Origin of the sequence: Sporichthya sp. (genome assembly GCF_013815995.1) — a bacterium.
Lineage (GTDB): Bacteria > Actinomycetota > Actinomycetes > Sporichthyales > Sporichthyaceae > Sporichthya.
Genome location: NZ_JACDFE010000102.1, coordinates 1 through 14,949 on the forward strand (window position 1 = coordinate 1; position 14,949 = coordinate 14,949).

Here is a 14,949-nt window from a genome sequence, read left to right on the forward strand (position 1 = left end):
GGTGGGCAGAGCTTCGTCGCCCGCTCCGGCCGATGGACGGTCGCCGCGGTCCTGGCCGGCCGCGCAGCCGTGGGCGGAGTCGCCGCTGCTCGGTTGCTGGGCATGCCGGCGCCCTCCGAACGGTTCCGGCGCCTGGACAACCGCTGGTACCGGCCGCTGTGCCTCGCCCTCGCCGTGTCCAGTGCGCGAGCGGCCCGGTAGACACCCTGTCCAGGCGCCAGAGGTCTGTGTTAGAAAGGTCTAGTACACGACTATTCGGTGAGCCGAATCACGACGATGGGGTCGCCCGCGATGACAGTGCCGAAGCCCCGCCAGCGCAGCGCCGCCGAGCGCGCGCGGACCCGCACGTTCGCGCTGAGCCTGCTCGCGTTCTTCGTCGTGCTGGCCGCCCTGGACCTGATCATCACCGGGCTCGGCAGCCCGCCGTCCTACGTGCCGGACGTGGTCCTGAACGAGAACACCGGCGTCCCGCCGGTGCCGACCAACGCGGACTTCCCCTACGACCGTGGCCACAACCTCTGGGCGATCGTCCTGCTCGGGGGCCTCGGCCTGGCCGGGCTCCTGCTCTGCATCCGCGACATCGTGAAGAAGAACGACTGGCTGCCGTTCTTCGCCTCGCTCGGCACCGTCGTGATCGTCGTGCCCGAGGTCTTTGTCGACATCATCGGGATGGTCTACTACCCGGTCAGCGACGGCGACCACGCCTTCGATCTGTTCGGCCGTCAGATGGGCTGGTTCATCCTGGCCGGGTGGTTCGGCGCCGGCGCGTTCGCGGTCTCGACTCTCAAGGTGCTGCTGACCCGGCCGAAGGCCAAGCACGTCTGGGTCTTCATGGGCGTCACCTGCCTGAGCTACACGATCTTCGAGGAGATCCTGGTCGGCTTCGGCGGGATCTACCACTACTACGGCAACCAGCCGATGTGGTGGCACGAGCTGCCGATCTGGTGGACCCCGTGCAACGCGATCGGCTGTGCGCTGCTGCCGGCCGCCGTCGCCTACCGCTACCAGCACCTGCTCAAGGGCTGGAAGGCCAGCGCGATGCTGCTGGTCGTGCCGGCGGGTGTCGCCGCCGCCTACGCGATCATCGGCATGCCGAGCTGGATCGTCGTCAACGGCGACTACAACTGGTTCGTCACCGAGCTCGCGGGCCTGTCGACCTGGGCGCTGGCCATCGCGCTGACCGCGATGATCCTCAACGTGTTCCTCGGCTACGAGCCCTTTGATCCGGAGAGCCGGCCGTGGGACTTCTCGGAGACCGACGACGCTGCCGTGCCGGGCGAGACCGCCGCTGTCGTCGAGGCGCACGCGGCCCGGGTGACGGTCTAGTGCCGCAGGTCTCCGACCCCACGCTCGGTACCAGCGAGCCCGGGCGCTACTGGACGACGACCAACCTGGGCGAGGCTGCCCCGGATGTGATGTCCCCGCTGGACATCAGCATCTGGGGCGAGACGGCCGAACGCGGCTGGCAGTACTCGATGAAGGCGTTCGGGGTGCTGCCGTCGAAGCAGCAGGCCTCGAAGAACACCAACGACTGGGGCCTGACGATCTTCTACGGTCGCATTGCGCTCAACGTCGACGCCGTGCGCGCGATCGTCGTGACGCTGCCCGGCGTCTCGGGCGATGACTTCGAGCGCGACCTGGGCGGCAGCGTGCGCCCGGATGCCCCGCCGGTGAAGGGCAAGAAGTCCCGCATCCCGGTGATCATGGTCAAGGCCCCGCTCACCCTGGTCCGCCAGAGCAAGGTCATGCACGCCCACTACGGCGACGTCCGCACCTGGTGGGAGCGCGAGGTCCTCGACAACGGCGCGACCGCACCGGCGATCGACCGACTGGTCGCCGGGCGCGCGAGGTTCGAGAAGGTCTTCGGCGACCACTGCGCGTGGCGCTTCGTCTTCTCCGGTGCGCAGAGCGCGATCACCGACGCCGCGAAGAAGGCCGGCGACCCGCTGCTCGGCACCCGGCTGATGTCGGGGGTCGGCGAGGTCTTCGAGACCCGGATGGCCGACGACCTCTGGCGCGTGGCCCACGGCCAGCTCGAGGAGGCCGAGTTCATCCGGCTCTGGGGTTACCACGGCCCGAACGAGGGCAACGTCGACGCCCGCGTCTGGCGTGAGGACCCCACCCCGGTGCGCGCGCTGGCCAAGTCCTACGCGGAGCGCACGGACACCGAGCGGCCCAAGGACCGCGAGACCCGCTCCGTCGCCCTCGGCGCCGAGGCGGAGCGGGCACTGCTCGCCGCCACCTCCGCGGCCAAGCGCCCGGCGATGCGCTGGCTGATGCGCCGCAGCCGCAACATCGTGCGCACCCTGCAGGTCGGCAAGGCCGCGTACCTGATGTGCATCGACGGCGTGCGCCGCGCGGCCCGCGACTTCGGCGCCGAGCAGGTCGCGGCCGGCACGCTGGCCGAAGTCGACGACGTGTTCTACCTGCAGCTCGAGGAGTGCCAGGAACTCGCCGCCGGGCGCCTGCCCAACGCGCGCGAGATCGTGACCGCGCGCCGCGGCTACCGCGCTGCGCACCGTCAGGTCGAGCTGCCGGTGTTCTTCAACGGCATGCCCGAGGCGATCCGCCGCGAGGCCCCCGCCACCGGCGACCGCGGTGCGGTCGAGTTCTCCGGCGCCGCCTCCGGCGGGGCGCAGGTCGAGGGCCGGGCGCGGGTGCTGCTCGACGTCAACGACGCGATCAGCCTCGACGACGGCGACATCCTGGTCTGCCGCTTCACCGACCCGAGCTGGGCGCCGCTGATGTCACTGGCCGAGGCGCTGGTGATCGACGTCGGTGGGTCGGCCAGCCACGGCGCGGTGGTCGCGCGCGAGCTCGGCATCCCGTACGTGATCGGCACCGAGCGGGGCACCAGCCTGCTGCGCGACGGCGACCGGATCCTGGTCGACGGCGAGAAGAACCTGGTCCGCGTTCTGCCGTAAGCTGACGATGGAGCTCAAGGTCGCGTGTGACGACGGCGGCGTCTGGCGGCCAGTCAGTTCCTCTTGCGCTAGCCGGGGCCGTGGACGCGGACTACGGTGAAGGCAGGAAGCGGGTGACCGCGTTGGGTGAATGCGAAACGTTCCGCCTGGTGTCCGAGCGGTCCGCCGTACTGGTGGGAGCTGAGAGCACCGCAGGTCCCATCACCTTCGGAACGATGACGCTTGATGGCCGGGCCGAATTCACGATCTCCGGGGTCGACCTCGAATCCGCCGTGCCGACAGCGGCGTTCATGCGGATCCCCGTCCTCGCGCTGGAGTCCGGAAACGGGCTCTATGACAACGAACTGCGTCGGCGCCTCGACCAGCGGCGCTTCCCGTACATCACGGTCGAGATGCGCGCCGCGAGGTCGGAGGGAGGGGGGCGGTTCGTGGCGGAGGGGGACCTCACCATCCACGGCACCACCCGGCGTCTGACCGGGATTCTCGACCTCGCCATGCCGGACGAGAACACCATGATCGCCACCGGCCGCGAGGACGTAGACATGCGGGACTTCGAGATCGAGATGCCCTCGATCCTGGCTTTCAAGATCTACCCCGCCGTCACGGTGCAGTTCCGGCTCACCGCGACGCGGGTTCGATCCGACAGTTCCCGGAGACGTAACCGTGGGGATCCTTCTCGCATTCTTCGCAGGCTGGGTGACCTGCGCCCGGGGCGGCCAGACCACGGACGAGGTCCTTGACGCGCTGAGGCACTGGGCCGGCTGCTGGCCCGCCAGGACGTGCTCACAGCGCCTCACCATTGGGCGGGCTTGTAATCCTTCAGGAAGACGCCGAACAGGTCCTCGCCGTCCTCGCCGCGCACGATCGGGTCGTAGACCCGGGCGGCGCCGTCGACGAGGTCGAGGGGCGCGTGGAAGCCCTCCTCATGCAGCCGGGCCTTGGTCGGGTGCGGGCGCTCGTCGGTGATCCAGCCGGTGTCGACGGCGGTCATCAGGATGCGGTCGCGGTCGAGCATCTCCTGGGCGCTGGTGCGGGTGAGCATGTTCAGCGCGGCCTTGGCCATGTTGGTGTGCGGATGCCCGGGGCCCTTGTTGCCGCGGGCGAACACGCCCTCCATCGCCGAGACGTTGACGACGTACTTGCGCCGGGCGCTCGAGGCCGCGAGGGAGGCGCGCAGCCGGGACACCAGCAGGAACGGCGCGGTCGAGTTGCAGAGCTGGACCTCGAGCAGTTCGAGGGGATCGACCTCGTCGACGAGTTGGGTCCAGCTGTTCACCGCGGCCAGGTCGGGAACCAGTCCCCCGGCGTCGATCGCGGTGCCGGCGCTGACCCGATCCAGCGACGACGAACCCGCGGTGAGAGAGAGCGCGGTGAGTGAGTTCGCCGTCAATTCCGTCGCCGCGAGGGGGTGCTCGGCCAGGTTCGTCAGTTCCTTCGAGTGCTCGCGCACCGCGCCCGAGAGTGAGAGCACGTCGGGCAGCGGACCGTCCGGCAGCGGCGCGGACTCCGCGGCGACCAGGTGCGAGTAGGACCCGGGGCTGCGGCGCACAGTCTGCGCGGCGTTGTTGATCAGGATGTCCAGCGGCCCGGCCGCGGCAACGGAGTCGGCGAGCGCGATCACCTGCGCCGGGTCACGCAGGTCGATGCCCACGATCCGCAGCCGGTGCAGCCAGTCCGCACTGTCCTCCATGGCGCTGAACCGGCGCACCGCGTCGGAGGGGAAGCGGGTGGTGATCGTGGTGTGGGCGCCGTCGCGGAGCAACCGCAGGGCGATGTACATCCCGATCTTGGCCCGCCCGCCGGTGAGGAGCGCGCGGCGGCCGGTCAGGTCGGTGCGGGCTTCCCGGCGGGCCCGGTTGAACGCCGCGCAGGACGGACAGAGCTGGTGGTAGAACGCGTCCACCTCGACGTAGCGGACCTTGCAGATGTAGCAGCCGCGCGGCCGGGTGAGGATCCCGGCCAGGTCGGTCGTCGTCTCGGTGGTGAGGGCGAACGCGCCCGCCGTCTCGTCGTCGATGCGCCCCGGCGCGCCGGTGGCGGTTGCCGCCGTGACGGCGTCGTCATGGGCGCGCTCGCGGGCCTGGCGCTCCGCCCGCCGGGTGAGCTTGACGGTCTTGAACAGCCCGCCCACGGCACGTCGCACGGCGACAGCGTCCGGGTGGTCGTGGGGCAGTTCCTCGACTTCGGCAAGCACCACCAACGCTGCTGCCAGCCGATCCGGCTCGATGCCCTCCACCGGAGAAGCTTGTCACCCGACCCGGCGCCGCCCGGAATCCGCGTCCCGCAGTGCGCTGAGGACGCCCGCGTCGTGCGGGTGGTGCTCCCCCGCGAGGGCGAGTCGATCCTCGGGCGGCTGGCTGGGCTGCACCGCGACGAGCGGGAGCGGATGGGCGACGTTCTGACGCTGCCGATCTGGCGCGACGGCTGACGTTGCCCTGCCGGACGCAGCGCGTCAGTAGGAAGGGTCGGTTCGGTCGCGGGTGGGCGGGACGGTGCCCGGCGGGGTCACGACGAACTGGCCGACCTGCTCGGTCTGCCATTCCGAGACCAGTGTGCGATGGGTGATCCGCCACCCGCCGCCGGGGCGGTCCTCGAACCGGTCGACGTAGCGGGCGCCGAAGACCTTCAGTGTGCCGCCGCCCTTGGTGACGTGGTAGGCGATCAGGTAACTCTCGACGTTGGCGACTCCGCCGTCCTCGTTGATCGAGATGTTCGAGAGCGTGTGCATCGTGGAGTCGAAGCGCTCGGCCAGCACGCCGAGGACCCAGGGGATGTAGTCGTCGACGCTGCCGCGGAAGACGTCGCCGTGGTCGTCGTAGCCGTCGGAGTGGTACGCGGAGCGGATCAGGTCGGCGTCCATCCGGTCGATGCCGCGGCAGTACCGGTGCAGTGCGTCGGTGATCTCGCGTCTTACTCCGGCGGACGCGTCACTCATGGGGCGTGAACACCACTTTCAATCGGGTCAGGTTGTGCTGCACGAGGTTGGGCGCCCAGGAGTTGGCTTCCTCGTCGGGTGCCAGGGCGAGGTTACGCGTCCGGGCCAGCAGGGTCTCCAGTGCGATGCGCGCCTCGGCCCGGGCCAGCGGGGCGCCGAGGCAGAAGTGCGGCCCCTGAGCGAACGTCAGGTGCCGGCGCCCCTCGGCGCCGCGGTCGAGGCGGAGCGCTTCGGGTTCGGGAACTGGGCGCCGTCGCGGTTGGCCGCGCCGTAGACGAGCCAGACGAACGTGCCCTCGGGCATCGGCACGCCGCCGGCCGTGGTGTCGTGCAGCGCGATCCGGAACAGGCCCTGCACCGGCGGCTCGATCCGCAGCGTTTCCTCCACGAACGGCGGGATCAGGGCGGGATCCTCGCGCAACCGGTCCTGGAGCTCCGGCTGCCGACACAGCAGCCAGATGCAGGAGGCGATCAGGCTGTTGGTGGTCTCGTTGCCGCCGATGAGGAACAGCGTCAGCATCTGCAGCCGTTCCTCGTGGCAGAGGTCGGCCTGGGCGACGTCGGTGACCAGGTCCTCGCGCGGGTTGGCGAGCCGGTCCTCCATCTCGGCCTCGAAGAAGTCGTAGCACTCGTCGAGGGACATGATCAGGTCGGAGATGTCGGCGCGGGTGAAGTTCGGCCGGCCGTTGGCGCGCACGAACGCGTCCGACCAGCGCTTGAGTGTCGCCAGGTCCATCCGTTCGATGCCCAGCGCACGGGCGATCACCGTCATCGGCAGTGGAGTGGCCAACTCGGCCACGACGTCGGTCTCGCCTTTCGTGGCGAACCTGTCGACGAGCGAGGTGGTGAGCTCCTGGATCGGCGGCTCGAGCAGCGCGACCCGGCGCGGGGAGAAGACCTTGTTCATCATCGTGCGCTGCTCGGCGTGCCGGGGCGGGTCGCAGTTGACCAGCGCCGCGCCCTTCTCCGCGATCCCGATCCGGCGCACTGCGGCCGCCCGCACCCGGTCGGGATACTCCGGATCCTCGGCCGCCGCGCGGGCCAGCGTGGTGGCCGCGCCCGGACCGGACTGCCGGGTCGAGGACCAGTCCTCGGGGCGGCGCAGGACGTCCAGGACGTCGGCGTGCCGGGTGAGGGCGAACGCGGTCAGCGCCGGGATCCACTGCACCGGGTGCTCGCCGCGCAGGTGCTCGTACACCGGGTAGGGACAGCGCACCAGCTCGGTGGTGGCGGCAGCGAACAGGCCGTCGTGCGGGCACGCCTCGGTCATGTCCGCGACGCTAGCCCAGAGCAATAGTCGGGAATTGAGAACGCGACTTTCTGGGCGTAGCGTCGGCGCTGTGAGCGACGATCCCTTCCGCCTCGACGGCGAGCGCGCCCTGGTCACCGGCGGGACCAGTGGCATCGGGCGGCGATCGCCCTCCTGTTCCGCGACGCGGAGCCAAAGTCGTGGTGTGCGGCCGCAACCGTGAACGGGTGATGCCTTCGCCGCCGAGACCGGGATCGAGTTCGTTCCCGCGAACGTCACCTCCGACACCGATGTGCGCGCGCTGGCCGGCGCGTGCGGGGACCTGTCGGTGCTGGTCAACGACGCCGGCCCGACCGATCTGCTGCACACCCGCTCCGTCGACGGCCCGATCGGGGAGATGACGCCGGCGAACTGGGCGAAGCTCCTCGACGTGACGCTGACCGGGGCGTATCTGACAACCCATCACTGTCTGCCGGCGCTGGTCCGCTCGGGCCGGTCGGCGATCGTCAACATCTCCTCGATCGCGGCGTCCCAGGCGATGCCGGGCTTCGACGCCTACTCCGCCGGCAAGGCCGGCCTGGAGGCGATGACCCGCTCGCTCGCCGCCGGCTACGGGCACCTGGGCGTGCGCGCCAACGCGATCCGGGTCGACCACGGCGATGGCGAGCGGCGCCGCGGCGTCGAGCCCGACCCCCGCCCGGACGCCTGGCGGCGGCCCGAGCCCCCCAAGGCCGGTCACCCGGACGACGTTGCGCACGCAGCGCTGTATCTCGCTTCGGCCGCTTCGGCCTACGTCACCGGTGTGGTGCTGCCGGTCGACGGCGGGCTGGAGATGCGCTCGCTGATGCCGTGGCAGACCCCGCGCCCCGGCGACTGATCAGTCCAGCCACCACACGACCGGGTCGCGGCCGAGTCCGGCCGGTGGGTTCTTGCCGAGCAATTCAAGCGCGACCTTGATCCGGTTCAGGCCGGAGGGACGCCTGGGGAACCGCCTTTGGTGGCAGTACACGACGCCGACATGGTTAGGCACCAGAGCGATCGCGAGTCCGAAGGTGGTGACATCCTCGGTTACCGCGACCCGATCCTCTGCGGCAGCGAAGGCAAGGACCTCGCTGTCCGCCGCGTCATGCAGCGTGGGGTGCGCAACGGCCGCCAGGGTGTCGAACCCGGCGGCTATGAGGTCTGCGGCCAACGCGGGCGAGTAGTGCGCGTCCAGCAAGTAGCGGAGGCGAGTAGGCCTCGCGTGGCTAAAGGGCATCCAGTTCCCGCCGGCGCTGCCAGGCGGCCAGGGCCTCGTCCTGTGCGGCGTGATGGTTCGCGATCTGGGTGTCGATCTCCTCGCGGTTCGCTGCCCAGTAGGCCAGAGCGGTCTCGATCTCCCGTTGTGGCAGGCCGAGTGTCGCGGCGACGATCGACGGCTTGCGCTCCCTGCCCTTATGCGCCAGCCATGAGTCTGCGACCGACCAGATCTCGGGCCCGACCACCAGGGCCGCACGGCGCTCGCCGGTGATCACGGTGCGAAAGACCACGCCGGGAAAGGTCTGCATCGTCAGCCATTCCCGGACCGCAGTGACCACGACGGTCGACTTGGGCAGTCCAGTTCGGCGCGCGAACTCGGCGAGTCCTGCGTCGACAGCGTCGGGAAAGCGCACGTTGGTCGGGGTCATGCACTCCAATGTAGCGGGATTGCTACGGCGTGAACCAGTCAAATGACGCGCTCCCCAGAGCTGGGGCACCAGACCATCGCGTGCGGGTGCTGCTCTCCCCGGACTTCGACGCCGTCGAGCCCGACGAGATCCTCGTCGCGCCGACCACCGATCCGTCCTGGTCCTCGGTCATGTTCATCTCCGCCGCGCTGGTCGTCGACATCGGCAGCGCGCTCTCCCACGCCGCCGTCCTGGCCCGCGAACTCGGCCTGCCCTGCGTGGTGAACACTCGCAGCGGCACCCGCGACCTGCGTACCGGCGACCTCGTCCGCGTCGACGGCGACGCCGGCACGGTGACGGTGCTCCAACGCGCCTGACGCTGTTCAGGTGCGGGACCTACGATCGCCCCGTCCGGCCGACCAGGGGAGCAAGATGTCCGACACCGAGACCAACCGCAAGATCGTCACAGTCGCCTTCGAGGGCTGGCGCGACCGAGGCGAGCACATCGGCGACCTCTTCGCCGACCGGATGACCTGGCGCATCGAGAACAGCTCGCTCGCGGCCGGCGACTACGCCGACAAGGCCGATTTCTTCGCCCGCGTCCTCACGCCCTTCGGTGCCCGCTTCGCCGGCTCCGCCGAACCGTTCCGCCCTGTGACCATCCGCTCGATCCACGCCGACGGCGACACCGTCATCGTGTACTTCGAGGGCCGCGGTGTCGCGAGCGACGGCGTGCCGTACGAGAACACCTACGCCTGGTTCCTGCGGATGGAAGGCGGCAAGGTCGTCGACGGTGCGGCCTTCTTCGACGGGCCGCACTTCGACGACCTCTGGACCCGCATCACGCCGTAGCCTCGCCGCTCATCTGTGAGCAACTGATGGAGCAGCATGCGCTCAGTCCTCGTCGGCCGGCAGCAGGCCGTGTGCGCGGAGAACCTTTTCGTAGTAGTCCGAGTCGTTCTTGGCGGCCTTGTCGCATGTCTTGTCGCACGCGACGGCGGCGAAGCGAGCAATCTCGGTGTGCTGCCTGTTCCCGACCTTGTAGACGATGCGGACCCCGTTCACACCGCCGGAGTGGCCAGACATCAGGCGGAAACCCGCGCTGACGATGATGGGCGCAGGATGGTCCCAGCGCTTGGGGACGTAGGACGTGGCCGAGGCGGGAATGACCTCGCCGATCGGGTGGACGGTGTTCATGTACTTCGGAGGGAACGCCGACCCGCCGCCCCCGGGACCACCCTGCGTTGCGACGTCCGGGCCGTAGCTGGTCACTGCACCGAGGAGCTCCACGTTGTCGGACGCCAGCGCGGTGACCTCCAGGACCGTGACGTCCTTGCCATGCGCCTGGATCTCGGCCACACCCATGTGGAACTTGTGGTCGTCCTTCATAGCGATGCCGCCGAACAGGACCTCTGGGGCCGCGACCCGGAACGGCTCGGGACGGGTTGCTCGCCAGGTGAGCGTTCCCGCCGCCATGACAGCAACGACGAGGACCATTGCCGAGATCCTGGCGATGACGCGCCGCGTCAGCCACGAAGGCCGGTTCAGCATCGCGGGACGGTCCCATTGGCAGTCGTAGTACATGTCGATCCCCCCGAATCGAGATGGCTGGCGCCACGTGGCACCGGCGAAGTACGTAGTGACCGAGCGAAGGTCGGTCAGGATTCCTTGGGCAGCAGGCCGAACTGGTTCAGCACACCGTCGCGCCAGGTGTTGAAATCCATGCCCTCGGGCTCGTCGCAAGGTCGCGGGTCCACACAGACGATCACGGCCTCGTGAAAGGTCTCCGTGACCTTCTTGCCGTTGGCGGTGTAAACGACTCGCACACCGTTGACGGCGCCCAGGTCGCCGGACACAACCCGGAAACCGGCGGCTACGGCGAGCGGCGGGGCGGATGTGACCCCTGGCTGCGGCGCGAGGCTTGTCTCGGCCGCCGGAACTGCTTCTTGAAGCGGGTGGTGAACCTTCAGCTCCGGTGCCGGATAACCCGGGCCGACGGAGAGCGGCGTGGCTCTGTACTCACTCGGCCACACGTTGACGGCACCGATGAATTCGATGTTGGGCGAGGTGAGGGCGCGGACTTCGAGAACCCGCACCTCGTCTCCCGGCCGCTGAATGTAGATGGAGCTGAGCGTGAAGGTCCGCTCTGACTTCTTCAGGGACATCACGTAGCCGGCTTCTGGCTCGGCGGCCACGAACTCGGCAGTGGCGTTTCCGCCACTGCGGGCCACTGCTATGCCGCCGACACAGGCCGCCAGTGCAACCACGCCAGCTAGGACCACCGCCAAGCGGCGGTGACTGGCTCCCGCTGCGGGGCCGTCGGCTTGGGTCACAGCTGGAAGCCTTGCACACGCTGGCCAGGCGTGCGGGGCAAGCCAGTGCTACCGCACCACTGACCCTTGTCCTTGTCGGCGAAGAAGAAGGTGATCTGCATGTGCTCGCTGTAGTCACTCGCTGCGCGACCGGTGAAGGCTGCCCCGTCGAACGGGAAGAACGTAAAGGCCTTCTCGTACATGACCGCCTTGGACGTGGTGGTCCACACCTTGCTGGCATGCGCGAGCGCAGTCCGGTCGTCGCCCAGCGTGCAGTTCCACAGCGGGAAGCGTGAGGGCACATTGTCGAAGCCCCCGACGATGCGCGACGGGCTGGTGACGTACTGGTGGCGGTACTCGCCGTACTTGTTGCCGAAGCACTTGCGCTCCAGCGTGTCGTGCTCGACCTGGACGAGGTAGTCCCGAGCAAGGGTCTGCTTCTTCTTCGCCGGCAGATTCCACTCGGCGCCCGTCCCCGAGGTTCGCGAGCGGGCGCCGTTGATCTTGAACTCGCCAGCGCCGCCGATGCTGAAGCCCGTGCTGGTGGTGGTCGTGGCGTCCTCGCCGTAACTGGTCACGGCCGTTGTCTGGTTGCGCGCGACGGCGGTCGCTGCGGTGGTCATGGCGCTCGTGGTGGCGAAGACGTACCACTTCCCGCACGCCGCGCCGCCGGGCAGCGGCTCGTTGGCCACCGGGATCCGGGCGCCGCGCACGAGGTCCTTGCTCAGCTTCTCGCCCTGGGCCGGGTCGAGCGCCAGGTCCAGAGAGTTGGTGGCCTTGGACGTCAGCTCGCCCGCCTGGCCGTCGACGCCGCGGACGAAGTCGTGGATCCAGTTTCCGCCGCCCGACTTCAGCTGGGTGAGGTACACGTAGTGCCGGTCGCCGTGGAAGACGTCGAGCTCGACGTCGAGGCCGTCCTTGCCGGACAGCGACATCAGCAGCGGCGTGATCAGCGAGCGCAGCTGGTAGGCCCCGTCCTTGCCGGCGATGGTGCGGGCGGCCGGGACCACGTCGAACGAGCCGCCGACCGGGAGCTTGGCCACGGCCGAGCTGGACGGCCAGGCGGCGAGCAGGACCTGGGCGCCGCTGAGGGCCTTGCCGGCCACGTCGGTGAGCTTGCCCTGCAGCATCAGCGGGTCCTGGAGCGACCGGCTGTCGGTCAGCCCGGCGAACTCCGGGAAGCGGACCAGGGCGGCGCCGGCCACGGCCGAGGACGCGTCCGCAGCAGCATTCACGGCGAGTGCCGGGCCTGCCAGGGCGAGAGCGAGAGAAGCGGTGATGGTGCCGACGACGGACGTGCGCGCACGAAGCTTCAAGAAGATCCCCCCGGATCAGAAACCGCCGACCCCCGGACGGCGGACCCGAAAGTTATCGGCGGTATGTCCCCTTTGTCACGCTTCCTCAGCAACTTCTTGGGATCGTGTCTGCGGATCACTCACAGGCGCCAATCGTTCAGTTGACCCGGGCAAGGGCCGATGTGCTCCCTGGTGCCCGGTCGGGCGCCCCGCCGGATGGCGCCAAGTCCTGCCCTTATCCGACCGGCGTCGATCTCCTCAGGGCAGGAGCGGGAGACCCAGCAATACGGGCGCGCATCGCGTCCTCGGGGTAAAGCCCACCGATGGTGGGCCGGGCAACCTCCACGTCCGAACCCGACAGGTCATCTTTCGTCGGCGGGTTCGGAGGCACCGCCGTGCTCGGTCACGTCTGCATGCCCGTACGCCGTTCGTTCGTCCGCCTCAGCGGATTGCTGCTCGCGCTGATAACCGTCTTCCTGGTAGCTCAGCCGGCTGCTTTCGCAGCCCCCTCGCCCGTCAAGGCCTTCGGGGTGCGCGCCACCTCGGTCGCGTCGGACTACGTCGGCACCCCGTATCGCTGGGGTGGCACCACCCCCCGGGGCTTCGACTGCTCGGGGTACACCCAGTTCGTCCACAACAAGCTCGGTGTCCAGATCCCGCGGGTCGCCCAGGCCCAGTTCGACGGCGCCCGCAAGGTCGGTAAGCAGGTACGCGAGGGCGACCTGATCTTCTTCTACCGGACCACCACGCGCACCGTCTTCCACGTCGGCATCTACGGCGGCGAGAACCGGATCTGGCACGCCGGCCGCACCGGGAGCACGGTGCGACTCGAGCGAATCTGGACCACCCGCTGGACCGGCGGGCGGTACTGAGGCGCGGAACTCACGAGCGGGTGGCGACACCCTGAATCATCGGGCTGATCGGCATCCACCCCGGGAGTTCCCGCAGGTTCTCCAGCGAGCTGAAGGTGAAGCCGGCCTTCTCGACGGTGGTCGCGGTATCGCGGGTCAGCACGCAGCCGGCGGCCACCTTGGTCCAGACCGGGCCGATGCGGTGCTGCCAACGGTGCAGCTTCGCCTCATCCGGCGCCTCGACGTGCTCGAGGACGACGAGGGTGCCGCCCGGCTTGAGTACCCGGTGGATCTCGGAGAGCGCCTGCTCGGGGTTCTGCACGGTGCACAGCACCAAGGTGCAGACGGCGGCGTCGAAGGAGGCGTCGGGGAACGGCAGCTTCTCGGCGGGGGCACCGCTGGTCTCGACCGGCACCGACGCCTTGGGGATCTTCGCGTCCATCTTCGCCCGCATCGCGCCGTCGGGCTCGGCGAGCACCACGGTCGATGCCGACTTGAAGAAGGGGATGTTCACGCCCGTCCCGGCGCCGACGTCGAGCACCCGGCCCGTGAGGCCGGCGAGCAGGGCCTCGCGGCGGCGGCCGAGGACCTTCTTCTCGATCGAGGCGAGCATCCGGTCATAGCAAGCGGCGAAGATCTTGTGTTCCTTCATGCCGCCGATCTTGTCAGGCGCAGTAGGGCGCGCGCATCGCGCGTTTGCCGATCTTGCCGACAGGGGTGAACGCCGACTTGCTCGCCCCGCGATCTGCGGGAGCGGAACCGCCACGGCGCGCCGGGGCGCCCCGCGACCGTTTAGAACGGCAGCGGGTCGTCGTCGTGATCTGGCCGGGGCCGGGGTGGTGTCGGCGGCTGCGGCTCGGCTCGTAGGTGCCGGGTTTCGTCCCAGGCGGTCGAGCGCTGCCAGGGTTCGCCTCGTTGGTCCCGGTCGCCGTTGAGGGAGAGGTCCTCTTCGGCCGGGCTGGGCTGTTGTTCGGGCAGGTGGGGAAGCACCGGGGGCACGGGTACGAGGTAGACGTGCCCGAGGCGGGTGGTCCATTCGAAGGTGTCCGCGATCCGGCGTAGCTGCCAGCCGGCTTCGGTCTTGAGCCGGTGGTTGTGGCGGCACATCGGGTTGAGGTTGTCCTGGACGGTGTCGCCGCCCTTGGCCCAGTCCTTGCGGTGGTCGATGTCGCCTCGGCCGGCCGGGGCGCGGCAGCCGGGGCCGACGCAGGTCTTGATCGCGGCGATGACCTCGCGCCGGAGTGCGGCGCCGGGGGCTCGTCGTCGGGGGTCGAGCAGACGCTGGGTCTTGAGGTCGGTGAGGCGTTCGTGCAGGTCGAAGATGACCGGTCCCCACGCCTTGAGCAGGTCCGGTGCGATGGTCGCGGCGAGGTCGCCGCTGAGCAACTGGGGCAGCAGAGCGGCGGGGACCACGATCTCGACGACCGCCTGGCAGGAGGCCTGACGCTTGCGGCTGGTGGACGGGCGGGCGTTGGTCAGGCCGGTACGGATCAGGTACCCCTCGGGGCAGGTCAGGGTGTAGCGCCACTGCGCGGCGCCGAGCTGGTCGACCATCTGGCGGGCGAGTTCGGCGTGGGCGCTGCCCCAGCCGGCCAGCTCGCCCGGGTAGCGGTCCAGGCCGAGCAGGGTGCTGAGGCGGACCTTGAGGTGCACGCCGGCCCACGTCGATTCGGGCGCCGGCTTGAGGGCTTCCTCGGCGGCGGCGTCGCTCGCCGGCGGGCTCGACGCCGGTGGGCTC

General features: G+C 69.6%; 17 protein-coding genes, 2 pseudogenes and 1 riboswitch. Of the genes and pseudogenes, 9 read left to right on the forward strand and 10 right to left on the reverse strand.

Features of this window, described 5'->3' with window-relative positions:
• From H0X00_RS12685 to H0X00_RS12700, 4 genes are all read left to right on the forward strand, one after another.
• The coding region (locus H0X00_RS12685) for a DUF3995 domain-containing protein (RefSeq protein WP_293771380.1) at nucleotides 1-201 on the forward strand (201 nt) is incomplete at its 5' end.
• A gap of 57 nt (nucleotides 202-258) precedes the next feature.
• Nucleotides 259-1,326 (forward strand): hypothetical protein, encoded by a 1,068-nt coding sequence (locus H0X00_RS12690; protein WP_293771383.1) that lies wholly within the window; start codon nucleotides 259-261, stop codon nucleotides 1,324-1,326.
• Nucleotides 1,326-2,924 carry a PEP-utilizing enzyme gene (locus H0X00_RS12695; protein WP_293771386.1) on the forward strand — a complete coding sequence of 533 codons (1,599 nt, stop codon included), beginning with the start codon at nucleotides 1,326-1,328 and terminating at the stop codon, nucleotides 2,922-2,924. Before H0X00_RS12690 ends, H0X00_RS12695 begins: the two co-directional genes overlap by 1 nt.
• Nucleotides 2,925-2,950: 26 nt before the next feature.
• Nucleotides 2,951-3,664 carry a YceI family protein gene (locus H0X00_RS12700; RefSeq protein WP_293771389.1) on the forward strand — a complete coding sequence of 238 codons (714 nt, stop codon included), beginning with the start codon at nucleotides 2,951-2,953 and terminating at the stop codon, nucleotides 3,662-3,664.
• Nucleotides 3,665-3,717: 53 nt separating this feature from the next.
• Here the strand turns inward: H0X00_RS12700 and H0X00_RS12705 are convergent, their stop codons facing one another.
• Nucleotides 3,718-5,160 (reverse strand): SDR family NAD(P)-dependent oxidoreductase, encoded by a 1,443-nt coding sequence (locus H0X00_RS12705; protein WP_293771391.1) that lies wholly within the window; start codon nucleotides 5,158-5,160, stop codon nucleotides 3,718-3,720.
• Nucleotides 5,161-5,169: 9 nt separating this feature from the next.
• Here H0X00_RS12705 and H0X00_RS12710 point away from each other — a divergent pair, with 9 nt between their 5' ends.
• Nucleotides 5,170-5,352, forward strand: a complete 183-nt coding sequence (locus H0X00_RS12710; RefSeq protein WP_293771393.1) for a hypothetical protein — start codon at nucleotides 5,170-5,172, stop codon at nucleotides 5,350-5,352.
• A 24-nt stretch (nucleotides 5,353-5,376) separates the two neighbouring features.
• On the opposite strand, the gene H0X00_RS12715 is transcribed toward H0X00_RS12710, so the two are convergent.
• Together H0X00_RS12715 and H0X00_RS12720 are read right to left on the reverse strand one after the other, a co-directional pair.
• Entirely contained in the window at nucleotides 5,377-5,859 is a 483-nt protein-coding gene (locus tag H0X00_RS12715; RefSeq protein WP_293771396.1) for a nuclear transport factor 2 family protein, read from the reverse strand.
• Between the two features lie 186 nt (nucleotides 5,860-6,045).
• Nucleotides 6,046-7,128: a cytochrome P450 gene (locus H0X00_RS12720; protein ID WP_293771399.1), complete on the reverse strand. Its 1,083-nt coding sequence runs from the start codon at nucleotides 7,126-7,128 to the stop codon at nucleotides 6,046-6,048.
• 223 nt (nucleotides 7,129-7,351) lie between these two features.
• Here H0X00_RS12720 and H0X00_RS12725 point away from each other — a divergent pair.
• Nucleotides 7,352-7,984 (forward strand): annotated as a pseudogene (locus tag H0X00_RS12725) (SDR family NAD(P)-dependent oxidoreductase); the annotation flags it as partial.
• Here the strand turns inward: H0X00_RS12725 and H0X00_RS12730 are convergent.
• Nucleotides 7,985-8,365, reverse strand: coding sequence for a DUF5615 family PIN-like protein (locus H0X00_RS12730; RefSeq protein WP_293771402.1), 381 nt, complete (start codon nucleotides 8,363-8,365; stop codon nucleotides 7,985-7,987).
• Nucleotides 8,355-8,774, reverse strand: coding sequence for a hypothetical protein (locus H0X00_RS12735; protein ID WP_293771405.1), 420 nt, complete (start codon nucleotides 8,772-8,774; stop codon nucleotides 8,355-8,357). The genes H0X00_RS12730 and H0X00_RS12735 overlap by 11 nt, the downstream gene beginning before the upstream one ends.
• Nucleotides 8,775-8,857: 83 nt before the next feature.
• Between H0X00_RS12735 and H0X00_RS12740 the strand changes: the two are divergent.
• Together H0X00_RS12740 and H0X00_RS12745 are read left to right on the forward strand one after the other, a co-directional pair.
• A pseudogene (locus H0X00_RS12740) lies at nucleotides 8,858-9,130 on the forward strand (PEP-utilizing enzyme); the annotation flags it as partial.
• Between the two features lie 55 nt (nucleotides 9,131-9,185).
• Nucleotides 9,186-9,605: a nuclear transport factor 2 family protein gene (locus H0X00_RS12745; RefSeq protein WP_293771410.1), complete on the forward strand. Its 420-nt coding sequence runs from the start codon at nucleotides 9,186-9,188 to the stop codon at nucleotides 9,603-9,605.
• A gap of 42 nt (nucleotides 9,606-9,647) precedes the next feature.
• On the opposite strand, the gene H0X00_RS12750 is transcribed toward H0X00_RS12745, so the two are convergent.
• The 3 genes from H0X00_RS12750 to H0X00_RS12760 all read right to left on the reverse strand — a co-directional run bounded on the left by H0X00_RS12750 (nucleotide 9,648) and on the right by H0X00_RS12760 (nucleotide 12,381).
• Entirely contained in the window at nucleotides 9,648-10,250 is a 603-nt protein-coding gene (locus tag H0X00_RS12750) for a hypothetical protein (RefSeq protein WP_293771412.1), read from the reverse strand.
• A gap of 161 nt (nucleotides 10,251-10,411) precedes the next feature.
• A complete protein-coding gene (locus tag H0X00_RS12755; RefSeq protein ID WP_293771414.1) occupies nucleotides 10,412-11,020 on the reverse strand; it encodes a hypothetical protein in 609 nt (202 codons plus the stop codon).
• 62 nt (nucleotides 11,021-11,082) lie between these two features.
• Nucleotides 11,083-12,381 carry a hypothetical protein gene (locus H0X00_RS12760; RefSeq protein WP_293771417.1) on the reverse strand — a complete coding sequence of 433 codons (1,299 nt, stop codon included), beginning with the start codon at nucleotides 12,379-12,381 and terminating at the stop codon, nucleotides 11,083-11,085.
• Nucleotides 12,382-12,597: 216 nt separating this feature from the next.
• A riboswitch (cyclic di-AMP (ydaO/yuaA leader) is annotated at nucleotides 12,598-12,753 on the forward strand.
• Nucleotides 12,754-12,773: 20 nt separating this feature from the next.
• Here H0X00_RS12760 and H0X00_RS12765 point away from each other — a divergent pair.
• Complete coding sequence (locus H0X00_RS12765; RefSeq protein ID WP_293771419.1) at nucleotides 12,774-13,232, forward strand: C40 family peptidase; 459 nt, start codon at nucleotides 12,774-12,776, stop codon at nucleotides 13,230-13,232.
• Between the two features lie 10 nt (nucleotides 13,233-13,242).
• Here H0X00_RS12765 and H0X00_RS12770 read toward each other — a convergent pair whose 3' ends face one another.
• Both H0X00_RS12770 and H0X00_RS12775 read right to left on the reverse strand, forming a co-directional pair.
• The gene (locus tag H0X00_RS12770; protein ID WP_293771422.1) at nucleotides 13,243-13,863 is read right to left on the reverse strand and encodes a methyltransferase domain-containing protein; all 621 of its coding nucleotides are present in this window, start codon (nucleotides 13,861-13,863) and stop codon (nucleotides 13,243-13,245) included.
• Between the two features lie 140 nt (nucleotides 13,864-14,003).
• A partial coding sequence (locus tag H0X00_RS12775) for an HNH endonuclease signature motif containing protein (RefSeq protein ID WP_293771423.1) occupies nucleotides 14,004-14,949 on the reverse strand: 946 nt, incomplete at its 5' end.

Bases quoted from the DNA above. Each gene is read 5' to 3' on its own strand.
- H0X00_RS12735 (WP_293771405.1), bottom strand. From the start codon at position 8,774: ATGACCCCGACCAACGTGCGCTTTCCCGACGCTGTCGACGCAGGACTC.
- H0X00_RS12715 (WP_293771396.1), bottom strand. From the start codon at position 5,859: ATGAGTGACGCGTCCGCCGGAGTAAGACGCGAGATCACCGACGCACTG.
- H0X00_RS12720 (WP_293771399.1), bottom strand. From the start codon at position 7,128: ATGACCGAGGCGTGCCCGCACGACGGCCTGTTCGCTGCCGCCACCACC.
- H0X00_RS12730 (WP_293771402.1), bottom strand. From the start codon at position 8,365: ATGCCCTTTAGCCACGCGAGGCCTACTCGCCTCCGCTACTTGCTGGAC.
- H0X00_RS12770 (WP_293771422.1), bottom strand. From the start codon at position 13,863: ATGAAGGAACACAAGATCTTCGCCGCTTGCTATGACCGGATGCTCGCC.
- H0X00_RS12750 (WP_293771412.1), bottom strand. From the start codon at position 10,250: ATGGTCCTCGTCGTTGCTGTCATGGCGGCGGGAACGCTCACCTGGCGA.
- H0X00_RS12765 (WP_293771419.1), top strand. From the start codon at position 12,774: ATGCCCGTACGCCGTTCGTTCGTCCGCCTCAGCGGATTGCTGCTCGCG.
- H0X00_RS12745 (WP_293771410.1), top strand. From the start codon at position 9,186: ATGTCCGACACCGAGACCAACCGCAAGATCGTCACAGTCGCCTTCGAG.